The following is a 15,571-nucleotide window of genomic DNA, read 5'->3' as shown; positions in this document are numbered from 1 at the left end:
TCTCTCAGAACTTCAGCCCGGCATCGCGGGCGGCGTCGGCCAGGGCGGCAATGCGCCCGGCGTACTTGTTGCCACCGCGGTCGAACACCACGGCCTCGACTCCGGCGGCCTTCGCCCGCTCGGCGACCAGCGCGCCGACCTGCTTGGCCTGCGCCGTCTTGTCGCCCTCAGCGCCGCGGATGGACGTGTCCATCGAGGAGGCCGAGGCCACCGTGTGGCCGGCGATGTCGTCGACGACCTGCGCGACCATGTGGCGGTTCGAGCGGGTCACGACCAGGCGCGGGCGCTCCGGCGTGCCGGAGACCTTCTTCCGCACCCGGATGTGCCGGCGCTTGACGGCGGCCGCCTTGCGGGCACTGCCCTTGGCGATCTTCACACCGTATGCCATGGCTTTACTTACCCGCCTTTCCGACCTTGCGCTGGATGTACTCGCCCTCGTACTTGACGCCCTTGGCCTTGTACGGGTCGGGCTTGCGCAGCTTGCGGATCTTCGCGGCGACCTCGCCGACCTTCTGCTTGTCGATGCCCTCGACGCTGAAGTGCGTCGGGTTCTCGACCTTGAAGGTGATGCCCTCGGGGGCCTCGATGAGGATCGGGTGGCTGTAGCCCAGCGAGAACTCCAGGTTGGAGCCCTTGGCCTGGACGCGGTAGCCGACCCCGCTGATCTCCAGCTTCTTCACGTAGCCCTGGGTCACACCGGTGACCATGTTCGCCACCAGCGTGCGGGACAGGCCGTGCAGCGCCCTGCTCTTGCGCTCGTCGTTCGGGCGGCTGACGACAATGGTGCCGTCGTCGCCACGGGCGACGTCGATGGGCGCGGCCACGGTGTGCGAGAGGGCGCCCTTGGGGCCCTTCACGTTGACCGTACGGCCATCGATGGTGACGTCCACACCGGTGGGAACCTGGATGGGCAGCTTGCCAATACGCGACATGAGCTTTACCTCCGTTCCCTTACCAGACGTAGGCGAGGACTTCCCCGCCCACACCCTTCTTGCCTGCCTGCTTGTCGGTGAGCAGCCCGTGGGAGGTGGAGATGATCGCCACGCCCAGGCCGCCGAGCACCTTCGGCAGGTTGGTGGACTTTGCGTAGACCCGCAGACCCGGCTTCGAGATCCGCTTGATGCCCGCGATCGAGCGCTCGCGGTTCGGGCCGTACTTCAGCTCCAGAACGAGGCTCTGGCCCACGCGGGCCTCCTCGGTCTTCCAGCCGCTGATGTAGCCCTCCTGCTGGAGGATCTCCGCGATGTGCGTCTTGATCTTGCTGTGCGGCATCGTCACGGTGTCGTGGTACGCCGAGTTCGCGTTCCGCAGACGGGTCAGCATGTCTGCGATCGGATCGGTCATGGTCATGTGATGGCCTTCGGCCTCTCTCGCCGCGGTTTCCGAACATCCGACCCACCCCGCCCCCGGGTCTGGGGGTACCCCCAGCGAAGCTGGGGGAGGGTGTGGTGCGGGGACCTACGGCGTAGTAGTCGGTCAAAGCGTCCCGGTGATCCGGCGGATCACCAGGAGCTCTTGGTCACGCCCGGCAGCTCGCCCCGGTGCGCCATCTCACGCAGGCACACGCGGCACAGGCCGAACTTGCGGTACACGGAGTGCGGACGGCCGCAGCGCTGGCAGCGCGTGTAACCGCGCACCTTGAACTTCGGCTTACGGCCGGCCTTTGCGATCAGGGCCTTCTTTGCCACGGCTCATGCCTCCTTGAACGGGAAGCCGAGGAGACGAAGCAGGGCCCGGCCCTCGTCGTCGTTGCTCGCCGTGGTGACCACGGTGATGTCCATGCCCCGGACCCGGTCGATCTTGTCAGGGTCGATCTCGTGGAACATGACCTGCTCCGTGAGACCGAAGGTGTAGTTGCCCCGGCCGTCGAACTGCTTCGGCGACAGGCCGCGGAAGTCGCGGATGCGCGGCAGCGCGAGCGACAGCAGCCGGTCGAGGAACTCCCACATCCGGTCGCCCCGGAGCGTGACGTGGGCGCCGATCGGCATGCCCTCGCGCAGCTTGAACTGCGCGATGGACTTCCGGGCCTTGGTCACGGACGGCTTCTGGCCGGTGATCGTGGCGAGGTCCTTGATGGCGCCCTCGATCAGCTTGGAGTCGCGGGCGGCGTCGCCCACACCCATGTTGACCACGATCTTGGTCAGGCCGGGGATCTGCATGACGTTCTCGTAGGAGAACTCGTCCTTCAGCTTGGCCTGGATCTCGTCCCGGTAGCGCTGCTTCAGGCGCGGCGGGACGGTGGTGGTGGCAGTCATCAGATGTCCTCACCCGTCCGCTTGGCAACGCGGATCTTGTTGCCGTCGTCGTCGAAGCGGTAGCCGACCCGGGTCACGACCTTCTGGCCGTCCTTCTCCACCACCAACTGAACGTTGCTGACGTGAATCGGGGCCTCGGTCGTGATGATCCCGCCGGTCTTGGACCCGCGGGCCGTCTGGCCGGCCTTGGTGTGCTTCTTGACCCGGTTGACACCCTCGACCAGGACGCGGTCCTCGCGCGGGTAGGCCGCGATGACCTTGCCCTGCTTGCCCCGGTCCTTGCCGGTGATGACCTGAACCAGGTCACCCTTCTTGATCTTCATGTGCTACAGCACCTCCGGCGCGAGCGAGATGATCTTCATGAACCTCTTCTCGCGCAGCTCACGGCCGACCGGGCCGAAGATACGGGTGCCGCGGGGGTCGCCGTCGGCCTTGAGGATGACCGCGGCGTTCTCGTCGAAGCGGATGTACGAACCGTCCGGCCGGCGGCGCTCCTTGACGGTGCGCACGACGACCGCCTTGACGACGTCGCCCTTCTTCACGTTGCCACCGGGGATCGCATCCTTGACGGTGGCGACGACGACGTCACCGATACCCGCGTAGCGGCGGCCCGATCCGCCGAGCACACGGATGCAAAGAATCTCCTTTGCACCCGTGTTGTCGGCGACTTTGAGTCGCGACTCCTGCTGGATCACGTCTATCTCCTGATCGTCTGCCGGTTCCCGGCGGGACCCGTTGTACGAGGGGACCCGCCGAGCCTGGCGGAACCGTCCTGGGGGCTCCCCCCAGGAATACTTACTTGGCCTTCTCGAGGATCTCGACGACGCGCCAGCGCTTGGTCGCCGACAGCGGCCGGGTCTCCATGAGGAGGACCCGGTCGCCGACGCCGCAGCTGTTCTGCTCGTCGTGCGCCTTGAGCTTGTTCGTACGGCGGATGACCTTGCCGTACAGCGCGTGCTTCACGCGGTCCTCGACGGCGACGACGACGGTCTTGTCCATCTTGTCGCTGACGACGAGGCCCTCGCGGGTCTTGCGGAAGCCGCGGTCAACCTTGGTCTCTTCTGTCACATTCGTCTCGCTCATCAGGCGCTCTCCACCGTGTCAATGCCGAGCTCGCGCTCCCGCATGAGGGTGTAGATCCGGGCGATGTCCTTGCGGACGGCCTTCAGCCGGCCGTGGTTCTCAAGCTGTCCCGTCGCCGCCTGGAAGCGGAGGTTGAACAGCTCCTCCTTGGCCTCGCGGAGCTTCTCCACGAGGTCATCGTTGGAGAGCTCACGCAGCTCGGTCGCCTTGGTACCGGCGGCCATCACGACTCACCACCCTCGCGCCGGACGATCCGGCACTTCATCGGAAGCTTGTGAGCCGCGCGGGTCAGCGCCTCACGAGCAGTCTTCTCGTTCGGGTACGACAGCTCGAACATCACGCGCCCGGGCTTGACGTTCGCCACCCACCACTCCGGCGAGCCCTTGCCGGAGCCCATGCGGGTCTCGGCGGGCTTCTTGGTCAGCGGACGGTCCGGGTAGATGTTGATCCACACCTTGCCGCCACGCTTGATGTGCCGCGTCATGGCGATACGCGCGGCCTCGATCTGCCGGTTGGTGACGTACGCGGCCGTGGCCGCCTGGATGCCGTAGTCGCCGAAGGCCAGCTCGGTGCCGCCCTTGGCCTGACCGCGGCGCGTCGGGTGGTGCTGCTTGCGGTGCTTGACCCTGCGAGGGATGAGCATGGGTCAGCCCTCCGTTCCGGTGCTTTCGGGAGCAGCGGCGGGAGCGGCGGCGGCCTCGGCCCGGGGGGCCTCGGCAGCCGGAGCCTGCTGCTGCTGGTCACGCTGCGGACGACGGCCGCGGCCACCGCGCTCGCCGCCGCGACGCGGACGGTCGCCGCCGCCACCGCCACCGCGGGACGGACGGTTGCCGGCGCGGGCCGCGGCGTTCTCGGCGCGGACCTCGGCGATGTTCTTCACGTCGCCCTTGTAGATCCAGACCTTCACACCGATGCGCCCGAAGGTCGTACGGGCCTCGAAGAAGCCGTAGTCGACGTTGGCGCGCAGGGTGTGCAGGGGCACCCGGCCCTCGCGGTAGAACTCCGAGCGGGACATCTCGGCGCCGCCGAGCCGCCCGCCGCACTGGATCTTGATGCCCTTGGCGCCCGCCTTCATCGCCGACTGCATGCTCTTGCGCATGGCGCGGCGGAAGGAGACACGCGAGGAGAGCTGCTCGGCAACGGCCTGGGCCACGAGCTGCGCGTCGGTCTCGGGGTTCTTGACCTCAAGGATGTTGAGCTGCACCTGCTTGCCGGTGAGCTTCTCCAGCTCGCCGCGGATCCGGTCGGCCTCCGCGCCGCGGCGGCCGATGACGATGCCCGGCCGGGCGGTGTGGATGTCGACGCGGACGCGGTCACGGGTGCGCTCGATCTCCACCTTGGAGATGCCGGCGCGCTCCATGCCCTTGGTCATCATCCGGCGGATGGCGACGTCTTCCTTGATGTAGTCCTTGTACAGCTTGTCCGCATACCAGCGCGACTTGAAGTCGGTGGTGATGCCAAGCCGGAACCCGTGCGGGTTTACCTTCTGGCCCATTACCGGGTCCCTTCCTTGCTGCCGACGACCAGCGTGATGTGGCTGGTGCGCTTGCGGATCCGGTACGCCCGGCCCTGCGCGCGGGGCCGGAACCGCTTCCAGGTCGGGCCCTCGTCGACGTATGCCTCCTTGACGAAGAGGCTGTCGACGTCGGTGTGGTCGTAGTTGTGCGCCGCGTTGGCGATGGCGCTGTCCAGCACCTTGCCGACGGGCACGCTCGCGGCCTGCGGGGCGAAACGCAGGACCGCCTGAGCCTCCGTGGCGTTCATGCCACGGATGAGGTCCACCACACGGCGGGCCTTCATGGGCGTGACGCGCACATAGCGCGCGGAGGCCCTGGCTTCCATGGTTGTCCCTTCGGTGTGAGTCATGGTCTTCGCACTCCGCAGGTCAGCGACGACGCGACTTGCGGTCGTCCTTGACGTGGCCCTTGAAGGTGCGGGTAGGCGCGAACTCGCCGAGCTTGTGCCCGACCATCGACTCGGTGACGAACACCGGTACGTGCTTCTTGCCGTCGTGCACCGCGATCGTGTGGCCCAGCATGGCCGGGACGATCATCGAGCGGCGGGACCAGGTCTTGATGACGTTCTTGGTGCCTGCTTCGTTCTGCGTGTCCACCTTCTTGATGAGGTGGTCGTCGACGAAGGGCCCCTTCTTCAGACTGCGCGGCATCTCTACTCCACCCGCTCCTAGCGCTTCTTGTTCGTCTTGCGGCGGCGGACGATGTACTTGTTGCTCGCCTTCTTCGGCGCGCGCGTACGGCCCTCCTTCTGGCCCCAGGGCGAGACCGGGTGGCGACCACCGGAGGTCCTGCCCTCGCCACCGCCGTGCGGGTGGTCGATCGGGTTCATCACGACACCGCGGACGGTCGGCCGCACGCCCTTCCAGCGCTTGCGGCCGGCCTTGCCCCAGTTGATGTTCGACTGCTCGGCGTTGCCGACCTCGCCGACCGTGGCGCGGCAGCGGATGTCGACCAGCCGGATCTCACCGGACGGCATCCGCAGGTGGGCCATGCGGCCCTCCTTCGCCAGGAGCTGCACGTGCGCACCGGCGGAGCGGGCGAACTTCGCGCCGCCGCCGGGGTTCAGCTCGATGGCGTGGATGACCGTACCGACCGGGATGTTGCGCAGCGGCATCGCGTTGCCCGGCTTGATGTCCGCGCCGGCGCCGTTCTCGATCCGGTCGCCCTGCTGCAGGCCGGCCGGCGCGAGGATGTAGCGCTTCTCGCCGTCGGCGTAGTGCAGCAGCGCGATGCGCGCGGTGCGGTTCGGGTCGTACTCGATGTGCGCGACCTTGGCCGGGACGCCGTCCTTGTCGTGCCGACGGAAGTCGATCACGCGGAAGGCGCGCTTGTGGCCACCGCCCTGGTGGCGGGCGGTCACACGACCGGAATTGTTTCGGCCGCCCTTGCTGTGCAGCGGGCGGACCAGCGACTTCTCCGGCGTGGACCGCGTTACCTCGACGAAGTCGGCGACGCTGGCGCCACGACGGCCAGGAGTCGTCGGCTTGTACTTGCGGATACCCATTTCTTCAGTCCTCGTCCGTGACGGACAGCCCTGTCGGTCCCCGCTAGGAGACCGGGCCGCCGAAGATGTCGATGCGCTCGCCCTCGGCGACGGTCACGATGGCGCGCTTGGTGTCGGCGCGCTTGCCGTAGCCGGTGCGGGTGCGCTTGCGCTTGCCCTGGCGGTTGATCGTGTTGACCCCGATGACCTTGACCTGGAAGACCTTCTCCACGGCCTGCCGGATCTGGGTCTTGTTCGCCCGCGGGTCGACGATGAACGTGTACTTGTTCTCGTCGAGCAGCGCGTAGCTCTTCTCCGAGACGACGGGCTTGAGCAGCACGTCGCGCGGGTCGTCGTAGGTCTTGCTGGTGACGGTGAACGCGTTCTCCGTCGCCTCCGCCGTCTCGTCCGCGGCCTCGACCTCGGTCTTGTCCATGTCGACCATCAGGCGGCGCTCCCTTCAGCCTTCTGGAGCTCGACCTCGTCTGCCACGGCCTTACCGCCCTTGACGGGGCCGGCCACGAACCGCTCGAAGGCGGCCTGCGTGAAGACCACGTCGTCGGAGACGAGCACGTCGTACGTGTTGAGCTGACCGGCGTCCAGGATGTGCACGTCGGGCAGGTTCCGGGCGGACAGCAGCGACTGCTCGTCGTCCCGCTCGATGACCAGCAGCACGTTCTTGCGCTCGCTGACCTTGCCGAGGAGGGTCCTGGCGGCCTTCGTCGAGACCTCGCCGTCGACCACGCCGGTGACGACGTGGATCCGGCCGAGGCGCGCCCGGTCCGAGAGCGCGCCGCGCAGCGCGGCGAGCTTCATCTTCTTCGGGGTCCGCTGCGAGTAGTCGCGCGGCACGGGGCCGTGCACGACGCCGCCGCCCGCGAACTGCGGGGCGCGGATCGAGCCCTGCCGGGCGCGGCCGGTGCCCTTCTGGCGGTACGGCTTCTTGCCGCCGCCGCGGACCTCGCCGCGGGTCTTCACTTTGTGCGTGCCCTGGCGGGCAGCGGCCAGCTGGGCGGTGACGACCTGGTGGATCAGCGGAATGCTGACCTGCGCGTCGAAGATCTCCGCGGGGAGTTCGACGGTCCCGGCCTTCTCGCCCGCCGGCGAAAGGATGTCAACGGTGCTCATTACCTCAGGCCCCCTTGGCCGCGCTACGGACCAGGACGAGGCCGCCGTTCGGACCGGGGACGGCGCCCTTGATGAGCAGCAGTCCCTTCTCCGCGTCAACGGCGTGGACGGTCAGGTTCTGGGTGGTGACCCGCTGGTTGCCCATTCGGCCGGCCATCCGCATGCCCTTGAACACACGGCCCGGGGTGGCGCAGCCACCGATGGAGCCCGGCTTGCGGTGCACGCGGTGGGCGCCGTGGCTGGCCTTGCCGCCGGCGAAGCCGTGCCGCTTCATGACACCGGCGAAGCCCTTGCCCTTGCTCTTGCCGGTCACGTCGACCTTCACGCCGGCCTCGAAGGTCTCGGCGGTCACCTCCTGGCCGAGGGTGTACTCGGAGGCATCCGCGGTGCGGATCTCCACCAGGTGGCGGCGGGGAGTGACGTCGGCCTTGGCGAAGTGGCCCTTGAGGGGCTTGTTCACCTTGCGCGGGTCGATCTCGCCGAAGGCGATCTGGACGGCGTCGTAGCCGTCGGAGTCTGCGGTGTGGACCTGGGTGACGACACAGGGGCCGGCCTTGACCACGGTCACCGGGACGACACGGTTGTTCTCGTCCCAGACCTGGGTCATGCCGAGCTTCTCGCCCAGGACACCCTTGATCTGCTTAGCCATCTCTTCGCGACCTCTCAGAGCTTGATCTCGATGTCGACGCCGGCCGGAAGGTCCAGGCGCATCAGCGAGTCAACGGTCTTGGGGGTCGGGTCGAGGATGTCGATCAGACGCTTGTGGGTACGCATCTCGAAGTGCTCGCGCGAGTCCTTGTACTTGTGCGGCGACTTGATGACGCAGTACACGTTCTTCTCAGTGGGCAGCGGCACCGGGCCCGCGACCGACGCACCAGTGCGGGTCACCGTCTCGACGATCTTCTTCGCCGAGGAGTCGATGACCTCGTGGTCGTAGGCCTTGAGCCGGATGCGGATCTTCTGTCCCGCCATGGCTTCTCAGCAGTCCTGTTCTCGTAGCGCTCCGGCACCCGGTCGGTCCCCCGCGGACGGAAGCTGCGGACCCGTTCCCCGACCCACGCGGTCGGGCGTGTCGCGACCCTCCCCGTATTTCTCCCCGTGAAAGAAACTCCCCGACGGTTGTCCGCAGGGGTTTTCCTCGCAGGAAGAGGGGGGAAGATCCCACCGAATGCCCTGGCCTGCACCCCGCTGACGCTTCCCGGAAGATTCCCGTACTTCCGCCCCTGATGAGGGGCGACGAATACGTGGGACTCGCTTCCGGTCCTCCCGGCGGGAGGCGCGCAGCATCGACGCTCAGCCGAGCAACCCGGATAGTGTGCCATACGGCGCTCTGCTCGCGCCAATCGGCCCAAATACCACGAGGGGGGCGGGGCGGCCGGGGCGGGGCGGCCGGCCCGGCTCAGGAGCCGGTCAGGCCGCCCCCCTCCACGGGACGCACACGTTCAGTACCCACCGGCGACATCCACCGGCACCCCGTCTGCGGTCACCCGCCGTCGAGCCGCAGCCCGGCGACGACGGCCTTGCCGCAGACGCGGCGGGGAACAACGCCCCAGGCGGCGGCGAGGGCATCGACGAGGAGGAGCCCGCGCCCGCCGCAGGCGGCTGCGCCGGGCAGGGCGAGCGCGGGCACGCCGGGGCCGGGGTCGGAGACGGCGAGCCAGTAGTGGCCGTCGGCGGGCCAGAGGAGGAGTTCGACGAGGTGGTCCTCGGCGGCCCGGGTGCCGTGACGTACGGCGTTGGTGACGAGCTCGGAGACGAGGAGTTGCAGGTCGTCGCCGAGGCGGGGGCGGTGGGTGCGGGGCAGGGCGTGGAGGACAGCGTGGCGGGCGCGGGGGACGGAGCGGGGGTGGGCGGGGAAGGCCCAGCGGATGGGGAGGGGCGGGATGGATGGGGCGGGTGGGGTGGGCGGGGTGGATGAGGCGGGCAGGCAGGGATGTGGAGGCATGGCGTACTCCTGAGGCGGGGTTGGTCGTTGACACGCCGGTGGCCTGCCTCCCTGGGGCGCGAGCACGCCTGCCCCAGGGAGAGCGGGCATGCTCGCGCGGTGCACTTCCGGTGTTGCTGTGAGTACCTTGTGCACAACCGAGAGTAGCCGTAGGTTGGCACAATTACTACCTCCTTCCGGAGGCTCTCCCTGATCGCAGGAGCGCGGACATGGCCATCAGAAAGATCCCGACCCAGCGGCAGCAGCGCCTGGGCGCCGAGGTGCGGAAGATCCGTACGTCAGCCGGGATGTCCACCACGTACGCCGCCGGATTACTGGGGCTGGACAGCGGAAAAATCTCCTACATGGAGTCGGGTCAGCGCACCATCAGCGCGGAGCGACTGCGGACCCTGGCCTGCAACTGCCACTGCACCGACAACGAGTACATCGAAGCCCTGGCCGACATGACGCGGCGCGAGGGGAAGGGCTGGTGGGAGCAGTACCGGGGGATCCTCCCGCACGGACTGCTGGACATCGCGGAGCTGGAGGCCCACGCCAGCCGGATGCGGGCGGCGAACACCGTGCACGTGCCGGGGATCCTCCAGACTTCGGACCACGCGCTCGCCATCTTCCGTAGCGCCGTACCGCCCCTACCCGAGCACGAAGTCGGCCTCCGGCTGGCTCATCGGGCGAAGCGCCAGGAAGTGCTTACGGGAGATGACCGGCCCAACTACGTTGCGGTCGTGCACGAGGCAGCGCTACGCATGCAGTTCGGCGGCCGTCGGGTCGCACGGGCCCAGATGCACCACCTGCTCGACCTGGCCGAACGAGACAACATCACCATCCAAGTCATCCCGTTCACCCATGGGGCGTTCCCGGGAGCAGGACAGACGATCATCTACTTCGAAGGGCCGGTCCCACGGCTCGACACTGTGCAGGTCGACAGTGCACACGGCCCGGACTTCCTTCATGCGGACGGACAGCTCTCGAAGTATCGCTTGCTACTGGATCAGATGGAAGCGGTGTCCCTACCTCCGGAGCAGACCCGTGACTACATCCACACCATCGCCCAACAGCTTTGAGGAGTGACCGCATGACCGCCCCCATCGACTGGGAAGACCCGTTCTGCGCGGAAGGCAGCTCGTGTTTCCGCATAGGTACGGACGCGGACGGCAACGCCCACATCGCCATCGCAGGCAGCGAAGCGCACCGCGTCACCGACTCCGTCGAAGCCCTCCGCACCCTCATCCGCGACATCAAGGCCGGCAAGGCAGACCACCTGCTGTGAGGAGGCAACCCATGCCAGACATCACGTGGGAAGAGCCGTTCTGCGCGGAGGGCAACGCGTGCTTCCGCATAGGCACCGACGCTGAAGGCAACGCGCACATCGCCGTCGCAGGCAGCGAAGAGAACCGCATCACCGACTCCGTCGAAGCCCTCCGGACCCGCATCCGCGACATCAAAGCCGGCAAGGCCGACCACCTGCTCTGACGGCCGCCAACCCGGCGCCCCCTTGAGCGCCCTACGGGCCGGCCCCGGGTGCCGGGGCCGGCCGCGGGTCAGCTCATGGGGGTGGTGTCGACCTTGAAGTCCATCTGAACCGTGTCTCCGACGACCGATGTCGCGGTGACCGTCACGCCCCACTGCTGGCTTTCCGCACCGAGCACGCAGCGGATCGTGGCGTTCACCTGAGCCGGCAGGTCCTGGGTGCAGTCGAAGCTGTCGGGCTCCCGGCCGACCTGCGCCGCCAGGGCACGCGTGCCCTGGCGCTCGACCTCGGTGCTCGGCACCGACTCCGCGCCTCCGGTACCCGGGGACGCGGAGCTGTCCTCGGCGGGGGGTGCGGAGGGGTCCGTCCCGGGGGCGTCGTCTGCCTTGACGTCCAGGCGGATCGTGTCGCCGTCGACCGACTCCGCGGTGACCGTCACGCCGACCTTGGTCCCGCCGTCGGTCAGTTCGCAGCGTACGGTCGCACCCACCTCGGCCTTGAGGTCGTCTTCGCAGGTGACGTTGTCGGGCTCGCGGCCGACCTCTTTCGCCAGGGCTTCCGACGCCTTCTCCGCGACGTCCTCTTTACTCATGCTGTCGGACGAGCTTCCGAAGCTGACCGAACACCCGGCGGAGAGCAGCACCGCCAGTGCACTCGCGGCGACTCCTGTCAGAATCCGGCTCGAAGCTGCATGGCGCATTGCGTCCCCCCGAAAATGCACATGGCTCGATCCCGTCGATCGAGTCATGAACATATCATTCGCTAATCAGGCCAGGCGGACGATCACGATGGCGGTCCGGGGAACATCCGGGGTCGGCTGTGTCTGCCCCCTCCCGACGTCACGGCCCTGGCGGCACCGGCTGGGCGGCGCCCTGGCGGGTGTGGCCACAGTGCCCCCAGCCCCCGCGGCACGTATTCACGGTCGACCACGATCGCCGCTTTTCGGTCAGCGTCACGGGCCGGGCGCCTTCGCCGCCGCCGGGGGCCACGCGGAACGCATCCCACCGGTGCAAAGTCGCGACCACCGGTCCTCCGAATCGGGTTAAATCGGTCACGCGGACCGAGTTTTGCCCAGTAGGACGCATGGACGCGGCGAGGTCTACGCCGGCGTCCCGACCCCGTGCAGCAGGGTGTCGACCACGCGTGCGGCCAGTTGGTCGACGGCGCCGATGTCGACGATCTCCCGCCCTTCTTCGGCCGCCTCGTGGATCAGGGCGTAGTAGACGCGGCGGGCCCACTCCAGGTCGGTGTCCGCAGACAGCAGGCCGGTCTCCTGCGCGCGGCGGAAGAGCTGATCGCACTTGGCCAGGATGTCGGCGTGCACGCGCGCCGTCTCGGGGTCGTACGAGGCCGTCCGGCTCATCGCGAAGCTCCAGCCGATCTTCACCTGGAGGACGTTGGCGGTCACCTGGTGCAGGGCGACCAGCGGCGGGGAGGTGAACGGGCGGGCGGCCTCCACGGCCTGGTGGAACTGCTCGGTCGCCCAGGCCGCCAGGGCCTCGATCAACGCCTCGCGAGTGGCGAAGCGCCGGTGCACGGTGGTGCGGGCCACCCCTGCCGCCGCTGCGATCTGCTCCATGGTCGCCGTCGGGTCGGCGGCCAGGACGCGTTCGGCCGCCTCCAGGATCGTGCGCACCGTCCGCTCCGCATCGGCGCGCAGCGCGCGTTTCCTCTCCTCCATGGACCAGACAGTACATCGGGGACGCCGAACATGGATTACTTGCATCATTAATGTTGCATCTACTACGTTTACAGCGTCGGTCAAGTAGCGACTGACTTCAAAGCAACGACAGGAGTGCTTCCATGGATCTGCAGCTCACGAACACCACCGCCGTGGTCACCGGCGCGAGCCGCGGCATCGGACTGGCCATCGTCCAAACGCTCACCGCCGAAGGCGTTCGCGTGCTGGCCGCCGCTCGCACGATCACCCCGGAGTTGAAGGAGACCGGCGCCCTGGCCGTACCGGTGGATCTGCTGGGGCCCGATGCCCCCGCCCGGCTGATCGACCGCGCCGTCACCGAGTTCGGCGACCTCGACCTGCTCGTCAACAACGTCGGCGGCGGCGACAGCGGACAGGGCCAGACCGGCGGCTTCCTCTCCTTCACAGACGAGCAGTGGCAGCAGTCCCTCGACCTGAACTTCCTGACCGCCGTACGGACCAGCAGGGCGGCGCTGCCCAGCCTGCTGCGCCGCCGCGGCGCGCTGGTCAACATCTCCTCCAACAGCGCCCGGACACCGCACGCCGGGCCCGTCCCGTACACCACCTCGAAGGCCGCGCTGACCGCCTTCGGCAAGGCGCTGGCGGAGGAGTTCGGACCGCAGGGCGTACGCGTCAACACCGTCTCGCCGGGTGCGGTGCGTACCGCGCTCTGGGAGAGCCCGGACGGCTACGGCGCGGAGCTGGCCCGCTCCATGGGGGTCACCCAGGAGCAGTTGCTGGCTCAGCTCCCGGCCGCGACGGGCATGACCACCGGCCGGCTGCTGGAACCGTCCGAGGTCGCCGCGTCAGTCGCCTACCTCGCCTCACCGCTGGCGGCCAGCATGTCCGGCACGGACCTGCTGATCGACGGCGGAGCTGTGAAGACCGCCTGACGTACCCGCCGAGACGCCGCCGGACCCGCGGTGCCCTCTCCGTGGTGACGTATCCAGGGCGCTCCCCTGGCCGCCCCACAACGGCCACCGCCCGGCGACCCCGGGGCCGTCCCGCGAGGGCGGCGGCCACGGCGGGTCTCACTGTCAGAGGGGCGGCCTACCCTGGGGCGGGTGTGCGGGCAGGTCGGCCGGGGATACGGCGTCCAGTCGGACAGGGCACTCCGTCAGGCGGTCTCCGCGCCGCCTCCCAGGGGCCAGCGGCCCTCTGCGTACAACTGGATGAGCGCGGCGTGGGAGAGCGGGCTTGCGGGGTCGGTGACGTCGCCGTTGGCTCCCCGCCTCGGTGACACGAGCCGCCAGGCCTCGCCGATGCCACTGACATGGGCAGCTGACCAGGGCGATGGCGGCGGGCATGCCCACACGGCGTATGGCCAGCCAGGTCAGGTGGACGTGCTCCTCACGGGGCGGGATCCGCAACCCGAGGCGGCCGGGGCGCACTTCAACGGGACAAACTCGCGGTAACACCCCCTGCGAACTAGGGCAAATCACCCACGCGCCCCGACTTTTGCACACCAACACGCACCCGGCCGCCGCGGACCCGGCCCCGCGCCACGTGCCCGGCCGCCGCGCACCCGCCGCCGCGGCCCGCGCCGAAGATCACACGGCCGCCGCTGAGGTGGTCAAGGGTGGCCACCTGCCGGGCGAGCTGCTGCGGACGACAGCGGGGAACGGGAGTCAGCAGGGGGCCCAGCCGGATCCGGGAGGTCGCCAGCGCGGCGGCGGTCAGCAGCATCCAGGGATCGCCGAAGAGCCGCCCCTGGTGCCGCCGGTGCAGGACGTGGTCCCAGACGAAGAGCCCGTCCCAGCCGGCCTCTTCGGCGGCAGCCGCCACGGCGGCGACGTTGCGGGGGTCGGCGAAGTCGCCGAAGTTGGGGATGTTGACGGAGAAGCGCATCCCCGCAGGATGCGCGGCGGGTGACGACGGGGCAATCGGATTTGCGGCAAGCCGGCTGCACGAGGGACCGCCGACACAGATCGCTGACCGGCCGTATGGCGACCGTCAGAAAATGACATCAATGTCGAATTCGATCGAGCCAGCCAGGGTGGAGCCGTCGCCGGTGGTAGGTTCTCGACGGGATTTCCGCGTTCCCCAGGAGGTGACGATTTCCGTGAGCTTCAGCGAGACCCTGCCACTGGCTTTCGTGATGATCGCGGGACCACAGATCGTCACCTCGTTCTTCCTGGCGACGAGCGAGCGTTGGGCCGCGAATTCCCTTGCGTACGTCCTCGGTGCCGCAATCTCTGTCACCACGACGGTGACGGTCGCCTACTTCGTCGCCAACAGCGTCAATAACTCGACGAGCGGACACAAAGCGGCCTTCGACCGCAGCATCGACGGGATCGTGCTCGTGCTGATGCTTTTCCTGATCGTGCGCGTATACCTCACCCGCGGAAAGTCCCAGCCGCCGAAGTGGATGGGCAAGCTGCAGACGGCTGAGCCGAAGTTCGCCCTCCTGACGGGCCTCGCGCTCATGGGTGTCTTCCCGACGGACATCGCCAGCTCGGTCGCGGCGGGTCTCCATGTCGAACGCAGCGGCGACTCCTGGTGGCAGGTCCTTCCCTTCGTGGCGCTGACCCTGCTGCTCCTGGCGCTGCCGGCGCTGTGCGTCGTGTTCCTCGGGCGACGGGCCGGCGTCGTCCTGCCGAAGATCCGCGACTGGATGAACTCCCACTCCTGGGTGATCAGTGAGATCGTCCTGGTGTTCTTCGCCGCCGTCGCCATCAACGGCCTCATCACGGGCTAGTGTCTCGTGATCCGGTTCGTGTCAGTTCGAGTTGTTGTTGACAAGCTTCTTCACGCTGGTCGCGACGAGCCGGACCTTCGCGAGGATCTCGCCGGTCGTTGCGGTCCAGGTGAATGGTTTCGGGTTCTGGTTCCAGGAGTCGATGTAGTCGCGGATCTGTTTGACCAGGACGTTGACGCTGGAAAACGTGCCGCGACGGATCGACTGCCGGGTGATGACCCCGAACCAGATCTCGATCTGGTTCAGCCAGGAAGAGCCGACAGGGGTGAAGTGGAAGTGCACGTGTGGGTTCTTC

26 protein-coding genes and 2 pseudogenes are annotated in these 15,571 nt (G+C 68.3%); 5 read left to right on the top strand and 23 right to left on the bottom strand.

Features of this window, described 5'->3' with window-relative positions:
* Nucleotides 1-4 precede the first annotated feature (4 nt).
* The 19 genes from rplR to B124_RS19135 form a co-directional block, all read right to left on the bottom strand.
* Complete coding sequence (gene rplR, locus B124_RS19225) at nt 5-388, bottom strand: 50S ribosomal protein L18 (protein WP_496504113.1); 384 nt, start codon at nt 386-388, stop codon at nt 5-7.
* A gap of 4 nt (nt 389-392) precedes the next feature.
* Nucleotides 393-932, bottom strand: a complete 540-nt coding sequence (gene rplF, locus B124_RS19220) for a 50S ribosomal protein L6 (protein ID WP_496504112.1) — start codon at nt 930-932, stop codon at nt 393-395.
* A gap of 19 nt (nt 933-951) precedes the next feature.
* Complete coding sequence (gene rpsH, locus B124_RS19215) at nt 952-1,350, bottom strand: 30S ribosomal protein S8 (RefSeq protein ID WP_018834834.1); 399 nt, start codon at nt 1,348-1,350, stop codon at nt 952-954.
* A gap of 152 nt (nt 1,351-1,502) precedes the next feature.
* Nucleotides 1,503-1,688 carry a type Z 30S ribosomal protein S14 gene (locus B124_RS19210; protein WP_018834835.1) on the bottom strand — a complete coding sequence of 62 codons (186 nt, stop codon included), beginning with the start codon at nt 1,686-1,688 and terminating at the stop codon, nt 1,503-1,505.
* 3 nt (nt 1,689-1,691) lie between these two features.
* Nucleotides 1,692-2,255, bottom strand: coding sequence for a 50S ribosomal protein L5 (gene rplE / locus B124_RS19205; protein ID WP_496504111.1), 564 nt, complete (start codon nt 2,253-2,255; stop codon nt 1,692-1,694).
* Nucleotides 2,255-2,578, bottom strand: a complete 324-nt coding sequence (gene rplX, locus B124_RS19200; protein ID WP_496504110.1) for a 50S ribosomal protein L24 — start codon at nt 2,576-2,578, stop codon at nt 2,255-2,257. Before rplX ends, rplE begins: the two co-directional genes overlap by 1 nt.
* A gap of 3 nt (nt 2,579-2,581) precedes the next feature.
* Nucleotides 2,582-2,950 (bottom strand): 50S ribosomal protein L14, encoded by a 369-nt coding sequence (rplN, locus tag B124_RS19195; RefSeq protein WP_018834838.1) that lies wholly within the window; start codon nt 2,948-2,950, stop codon nt 2,582-2,584.
* Nucleotides 2,951-3,050: 100 nt separating this feature from the next.
* A complete protein-coding gene (gene rpsQ, locus B124_RS19190) occupies nt 3,051-3,338 on the bottom strand; it encodes a 30S ribosomal protein S17 (protein WP_496504109.1) in 288 nt (95 codons plus the stop codon).
* Nucleotides 3,338-3,562, bottom strand: coding sequence for a 50S ribosomal protein L29 (gene rpmC / locus B124_RS19185; protein WP_496504108.1), 225 nt, complete (start codon nt 3,560-3,562; stop codon nt 3,338-3,340). Before rpmC ends, rpsQ begins: the two co-directional genes overlap by 1 nt.
* On the bottom strand, nt 3,562-3,981 hold the full coding sequence (gene rplP, locus B124_RS19180) for a 50S ribosomal protein L16 (RefSeq protein ID WP_496504107.1): 420 nt from the start codon (nt 3,979-3,981) through the stop codon (nt 3,562-3,564). Before rplP ends, rpmC begins: the two co-directional genes overlap by 1 nt.
* Before the next feature lie 3 nt (nt 3,982-3,984).
* Entirely contained in the window at nt 3,985-4,833 is an 849-nt protein-coding gene (rpsC, locus tag B124_RS19175) for a 30S ribosomal protein S3 (protein WP_496504106.1), read from the bottom strand.
* Complete coding sequence (rplV, locus tag B124_RS19170) at nt 4,833-5,180, bottom strand: 50S ribosomal protein L22 (RefSeq protein ID WP_047017567.1); 348 nt, start codon at nt 5,178-5,180, stop codon at nt 4,833-4,835. The genes rpsC and rplV overlap by 1 nt, the downstream gene beginning before the upstream one ends.
* A 43-nt stretch (nt 5,181-5,223) precedes the next feature.
* Complete coding sequence (gene rpsS / locus B124_RS19165) at nt 5,224-5,505, bottom strand: 30S ribosomal protein S19 (protein ID WP_027772222.1); 282 nt, start codon at nt 5,503-5,505, stop codon at nt 5,224-5,226.
* Nucleotides 5,506-5,522: 17 nt separating this feature from the next.
* Nucleotides 5,523-6,359, bottom strand: coding sequence for a 50S ribosomal protein L2 (gene rplB / locus B124_RS19160; protein WP_496504105.1), 837 nt, complete (start codon nt 6,357-6,359; stop codon nt 5,523-5,525).
* A 43-nt stretch (nt 6,360-6,402) separates the two neighbouring features.
* Nucleotides 6,403-6,774, bottom strand: coding sequence for a 50S ribosomal protein L23 (rplW, locus tag B124_RS19155; RefSeq protein ID WP_496504180.1), 372 nt, complete (start codon nt 6,772-6,774; stop codon nt 6,403-6,405).
* A gap of 8 nt (nt 6,775-6,782) precedes the next feature.
* On the bottom strand, nt 6,783-7,466 hold the full coding sequence (rplD, locus tag B124_RS19150; protein ID WP_496504104.1) for a 50S ribosomal protein L4: 684 nt from the start codon (nt 7,464-7,466) through the stop codon (nt 6,783-6,785).
* Nucleotides 7,467-7,470: 4 nt separating this feature from the next.
* Nucleotides 7,471-8,115 (bottom strand): 50S ribosomal protein L3, encoded by a 645-nt coding sequence (gene rplC, locus B124_RS19145; protein ID WP_018834848.1) that lies wholly within the window; start codon nt 8,113-8,115, stop codon nt 7,471-7,473.
* 14 nt (nt 8,116-8,129) lie between these two features.
* Nucleotides 8,130-8,438 (bottom strand): 30S ribosomal protein S10, encoded by a 309-nt coding sequence (gene rpsJ / locus B124_RS19140; protein ID WP_003948644.1) that lies wholly within the window; start codon nt 8,436-8,438, stop codon nt 8,130-8,132.
* 511 nt (nt 8,439-8,949) lie between these two features.
* The gene (locus tag B124_RS19135; protein WP_496504103.1) at nt 8,950-9,411 is read right to left on the bottom strand and encodes an ATP-binding protein; all 462 of its coding nucleotides are present in this window, start codon (nt 9,409-9,411) and stop codon (nt 8,950-8,952) included.
* 209 nt (nt 9,412-9,620) lie between these two features.
* Between B124_RS19135 and B124_RS19130 the strand changes: the two genes are divergently transcribed.
* Genes B124_RS19130 through B124_RS19120 form a run of 3 tightly spaced genes read left to right on the top strand, consistent with a single transcriptional unit; the run spans nt 9,621 to nt 10,881 of the window.
* Nucleotides 9,621-10,472, top strand: coding sequence for a helix-turn-helix domain-containing protein (locus B124_RS19130; protein WP_496504102.1), 852 nt, complete (start codon nt 9,621-9,623; stop codon nt 10,470-10,472).
* An 11-nt stretch (nt 10,473-10,483) separates the two neighbouring features.
* Nucleotides 10,484-10,678, top strand: coding sequence for a hypothetical protein (locus B124_RS19125; RefSeq protein WP_496504101.1), 195 nt, complete (start codon nt 10,484-10,486; stop codon nt 10,676-10,678).
* 11 nt (nt 10,679-10,689) lie between these two features.
* Complete coding sequence (locus tag B124_RS19120; RefSeq protein ID WP_496504100.1) at nt 10,690-10,881, top strand: hypothetical protein; 192 nt, start codon at nt 10,690-10,692, stop codon at nt 10,879-10,881.
* A 68-nt stretch (nt 10,882-10,949) separates the two neighbouring features.
* Here B124_RS19120 and B124_RS19115 read toward each other — a convergent pair whose 3' ends face one another.
* Nucleotides 10,950-11,579: a DUF4333 domain-containing protein gene (locus B124_RS19115; RefSeq protein WP_496504099.1), complete on the bottom strand. Its 630-nt coding sequence runs from the start codon at nt 11,577-11,579 to the stop codon at nt 10,950-10,952.
* Between the two features lie 399 nt (nt 11,580-11,978).
* On the bottom strand, nt 11,979-12,560 hold the full coding sequence (locus B124_RS19110; RefSeq protein WP_496504098.1) for a TetR/AcrR family transcriptional regulator: 582 nt from the start codon (nt 12,558-12,560) through the stop codon (nt 11,979-11,981).
* Nucleotides 12,561-12,682: 122 nt separating this feature from the next.
* On the opposite strand from B124_RS19110, the gene B124_RS19105 reads away from it, so the two are divergent.
* Entirely contained in the window at nt 12,683-13,471 is a 789-nt protein-coding gene (locus tag B124_RS19105) for an SDR family NAD(P)-dependent oxidoreductase (RefSeq protein WP_496504097.1), read from the top strand.
* A 633-nt stretch (nt 13,472-14,104) separates the two neighbouring features.
* On the opposite strand, the pseudogene B124_RS19100 reads toward B124_RS19105, so the two are convergent.
* Nucleotides 14,105-14,426: pseudogene (locus tag B124_RS19100) on the bottom strand (LLM class flavin-dependent oxidoreductase); the annotation flags it as partial.
* Between B124_RS19100 and B124_RS19095 the strand changes: the two are divergent.
* Nucleotides 14,407-15,276 (top strand): GAP family protein, encoded by an 870-nt coding sequence (locus tag B124_RS19095; protein WP_496504096.1) that lies wholly within the window; start codon nt 14,407-14,409, stop codon nt 15,274-15,276. The pseudogene B124_RS19100 and the gene B124_RS19095 sit on opposite strands and share 20 nt — an antisense overlap.
* A gap of 21 nt (nt 15,277-15,297) precedes the next feature.
* Here B124_RS19095 and B124_RS19090 read toward each other — a convergent pair.
* Nucleotides 15,298-15,571, bottom strand: a pseudogene (locus B124_RS19090) (IS630 family transposase); the annotation flags it as partial.

The organism is Streptomyces sp. CNP082 (assembly GCF_059570535.1).
This window is presented reverse-complemented; position numbering and strand designations above follow the sequence as displayed.

Excerpts from the sequence above, each read along its gene's own strand:
- rplR (WP_496504113.1), bottom strand. The coding sequence starts at position 388 with ATGGCATACGGTGTGAAGATCGCCAAGGGCAGTGCCCGCAAGGCGGCC.
- rplF (WP_496504112.1), bottom strand. The coding sequence starts at position 932 with ATGTCGCGTATTGGCAAGCTGCCCATCCAGGTTCCCACCGGTGTGGAC.
- rpsH (WP_018834834.1), bottom strand. The coding sequence starts at position 1,350 with ATGACCATGACCGATCCGATCGCAGACATGCTGACCCGTCTGCGGAAC.
- rplE (WP_496504111.1), bottom strand. The coding sequence starts at position 2,255 with ATGACTGCCACCACCACCGTCCCGCCGCGCCTGAAGCAGCGCTACCGG.
- rplX (WP_496504110.1), bottom strand. The coding sequence starts at position 2,578 with ATGAAGATCAAGAAGGGTGACCTGGTTCAGGTCATCACCGGCAAGGAC.
- rpsQ (WP_496504109.1), bottom strand. The coding sequence starts at position 3,338 with ATGAGCGAGACGAATGTGACAGAAGAGACCAAGGTTGACCGCGGCTTC.
- rpmC (WP_496504108.1), bottom strand. The coding sequence starts at position 3,562 with ATGGCCGCCGGTACCAAGGCGACCGAGCTGCGTGAGCTCTCCAACGAT.
- rplP (WP_496504107.1), bottom strand. The coding sequence starts at position 3,981 with ATGCTCATCCCTCGCAGGGTCAAGCACCGCAAGCAGCACCACCCGACG.
- rpsC (WP_496504106.1), bottom strand. The coding sequence starts at position 4,833 with ATGGGCCAGAAGGTAAACCCGCACGGGTTCCGGCTTGGCATCACCACC.
- rplV (WP_047017567.1), bottom strand. The coding sequence starts at position 5,180 with ATGGAAGCCAGGGCCTCCGCGCGCTATGTGCGCGTCACGCCCATGAAG.
- rpsS (WP_027772222.1), bottom strand. The coding sequence starts at position 5,505 with ATGCCGCGCAGTCTGAAGAAGGGGCCCTTCGTCGACGACCACCTCATC.
- rplB (WP_496504105.1), bottom strand. The coding sequence starts at position 6,359 with ATGGGTATCCGCAAGTACAAGCCGACGACTCCTGGCCGTCGTGGCGCC.
- rplW (WP_496504180.1), bottom strand. The coding sequence starts at position 6,774 with ATGGACAAGACCGAGGTCGAGGCCGCGGACGAGACGGCGGAGGCGACG.
- rplD (WP_496504104.1), bottom strand. The coding sequence starts at position 7,466 with ATGAGCACCGTTGACATCCTTTCGCCGGCGGGCGAGAAGGCCGGGACC.
- rplC (WP_018834848.1), bottom strand. The coding sequence starts at position 8,115 with ATGGCTAAGCAGATCAAGGGTGTCCTGGGCGAGAAGCTCGGCATGACC.
- rpsJ (WP_003948644.1), bottom strand. The coding sequence starts at position 8,438 with ATGGCGGGACAGAAGATCCGCATCCGGCTCAAGGCCTACGACCACGAG.
- B124_RS19135 (WP_496504103.1), bottom strand. The coding sequence starts at position 9,411 with ATGCCTCCACATCCCTGCCTGCCCGCCTCATCCACCCCGCCCACCCCA.
- B124_RS19130 (WP_496504102.1), top strand. The coding sequence starts at position 9,621 with ATGGCCATCAGAAAGATCCCGACCCAGCGGCAGCAGCGCCTGGGCGCC.
- B124_RS19125 (WP_496504101.1), top strand. The coding sequence starts at position 10,484 with ATGACCGCCCCCATCGACTGGGAAGACCCGTTCTGCGCGGAAGGCAGC.
- B124_RS19120 (WP_496504100.1), top strand. The coding sequence starts at position 10,690 with ATGCCAGACATCACGTGGGAAGAGCCGTTCTGCGCGGAGGGCAACGCG.
- B124_RS19115 (WP_496504099.1), bottom strand. The coding sequence starts at position 11,579 with ATGCGCCATGCAGCTTCGAGCCGGATTCTGACAGGAGTCGCCGCGAGT.
- B124_RS19110 (WP_496504098.1), bottom strand. The coding sequence starts at position 12,560 with ATGGAGGAGAGGAAACGCGCGCTGCGCGCCGATGCGGAGCGGACGGTG.
- B124_RS19105 (WP_496504097.1), top strand. The coding sequence starts at position 12,683 with ATGGATCTGCAGCTCACGAACACCACCGCCGTGGTCACCGGCGCGAGC.
- B124_RS19095 (WP_496504096.1), top strand. The coding sequence starts at position 14,407 with ATGTTGACGGAGAAGCGCATCCCCGCAGGATGCGCGGCGGGTGACGAC.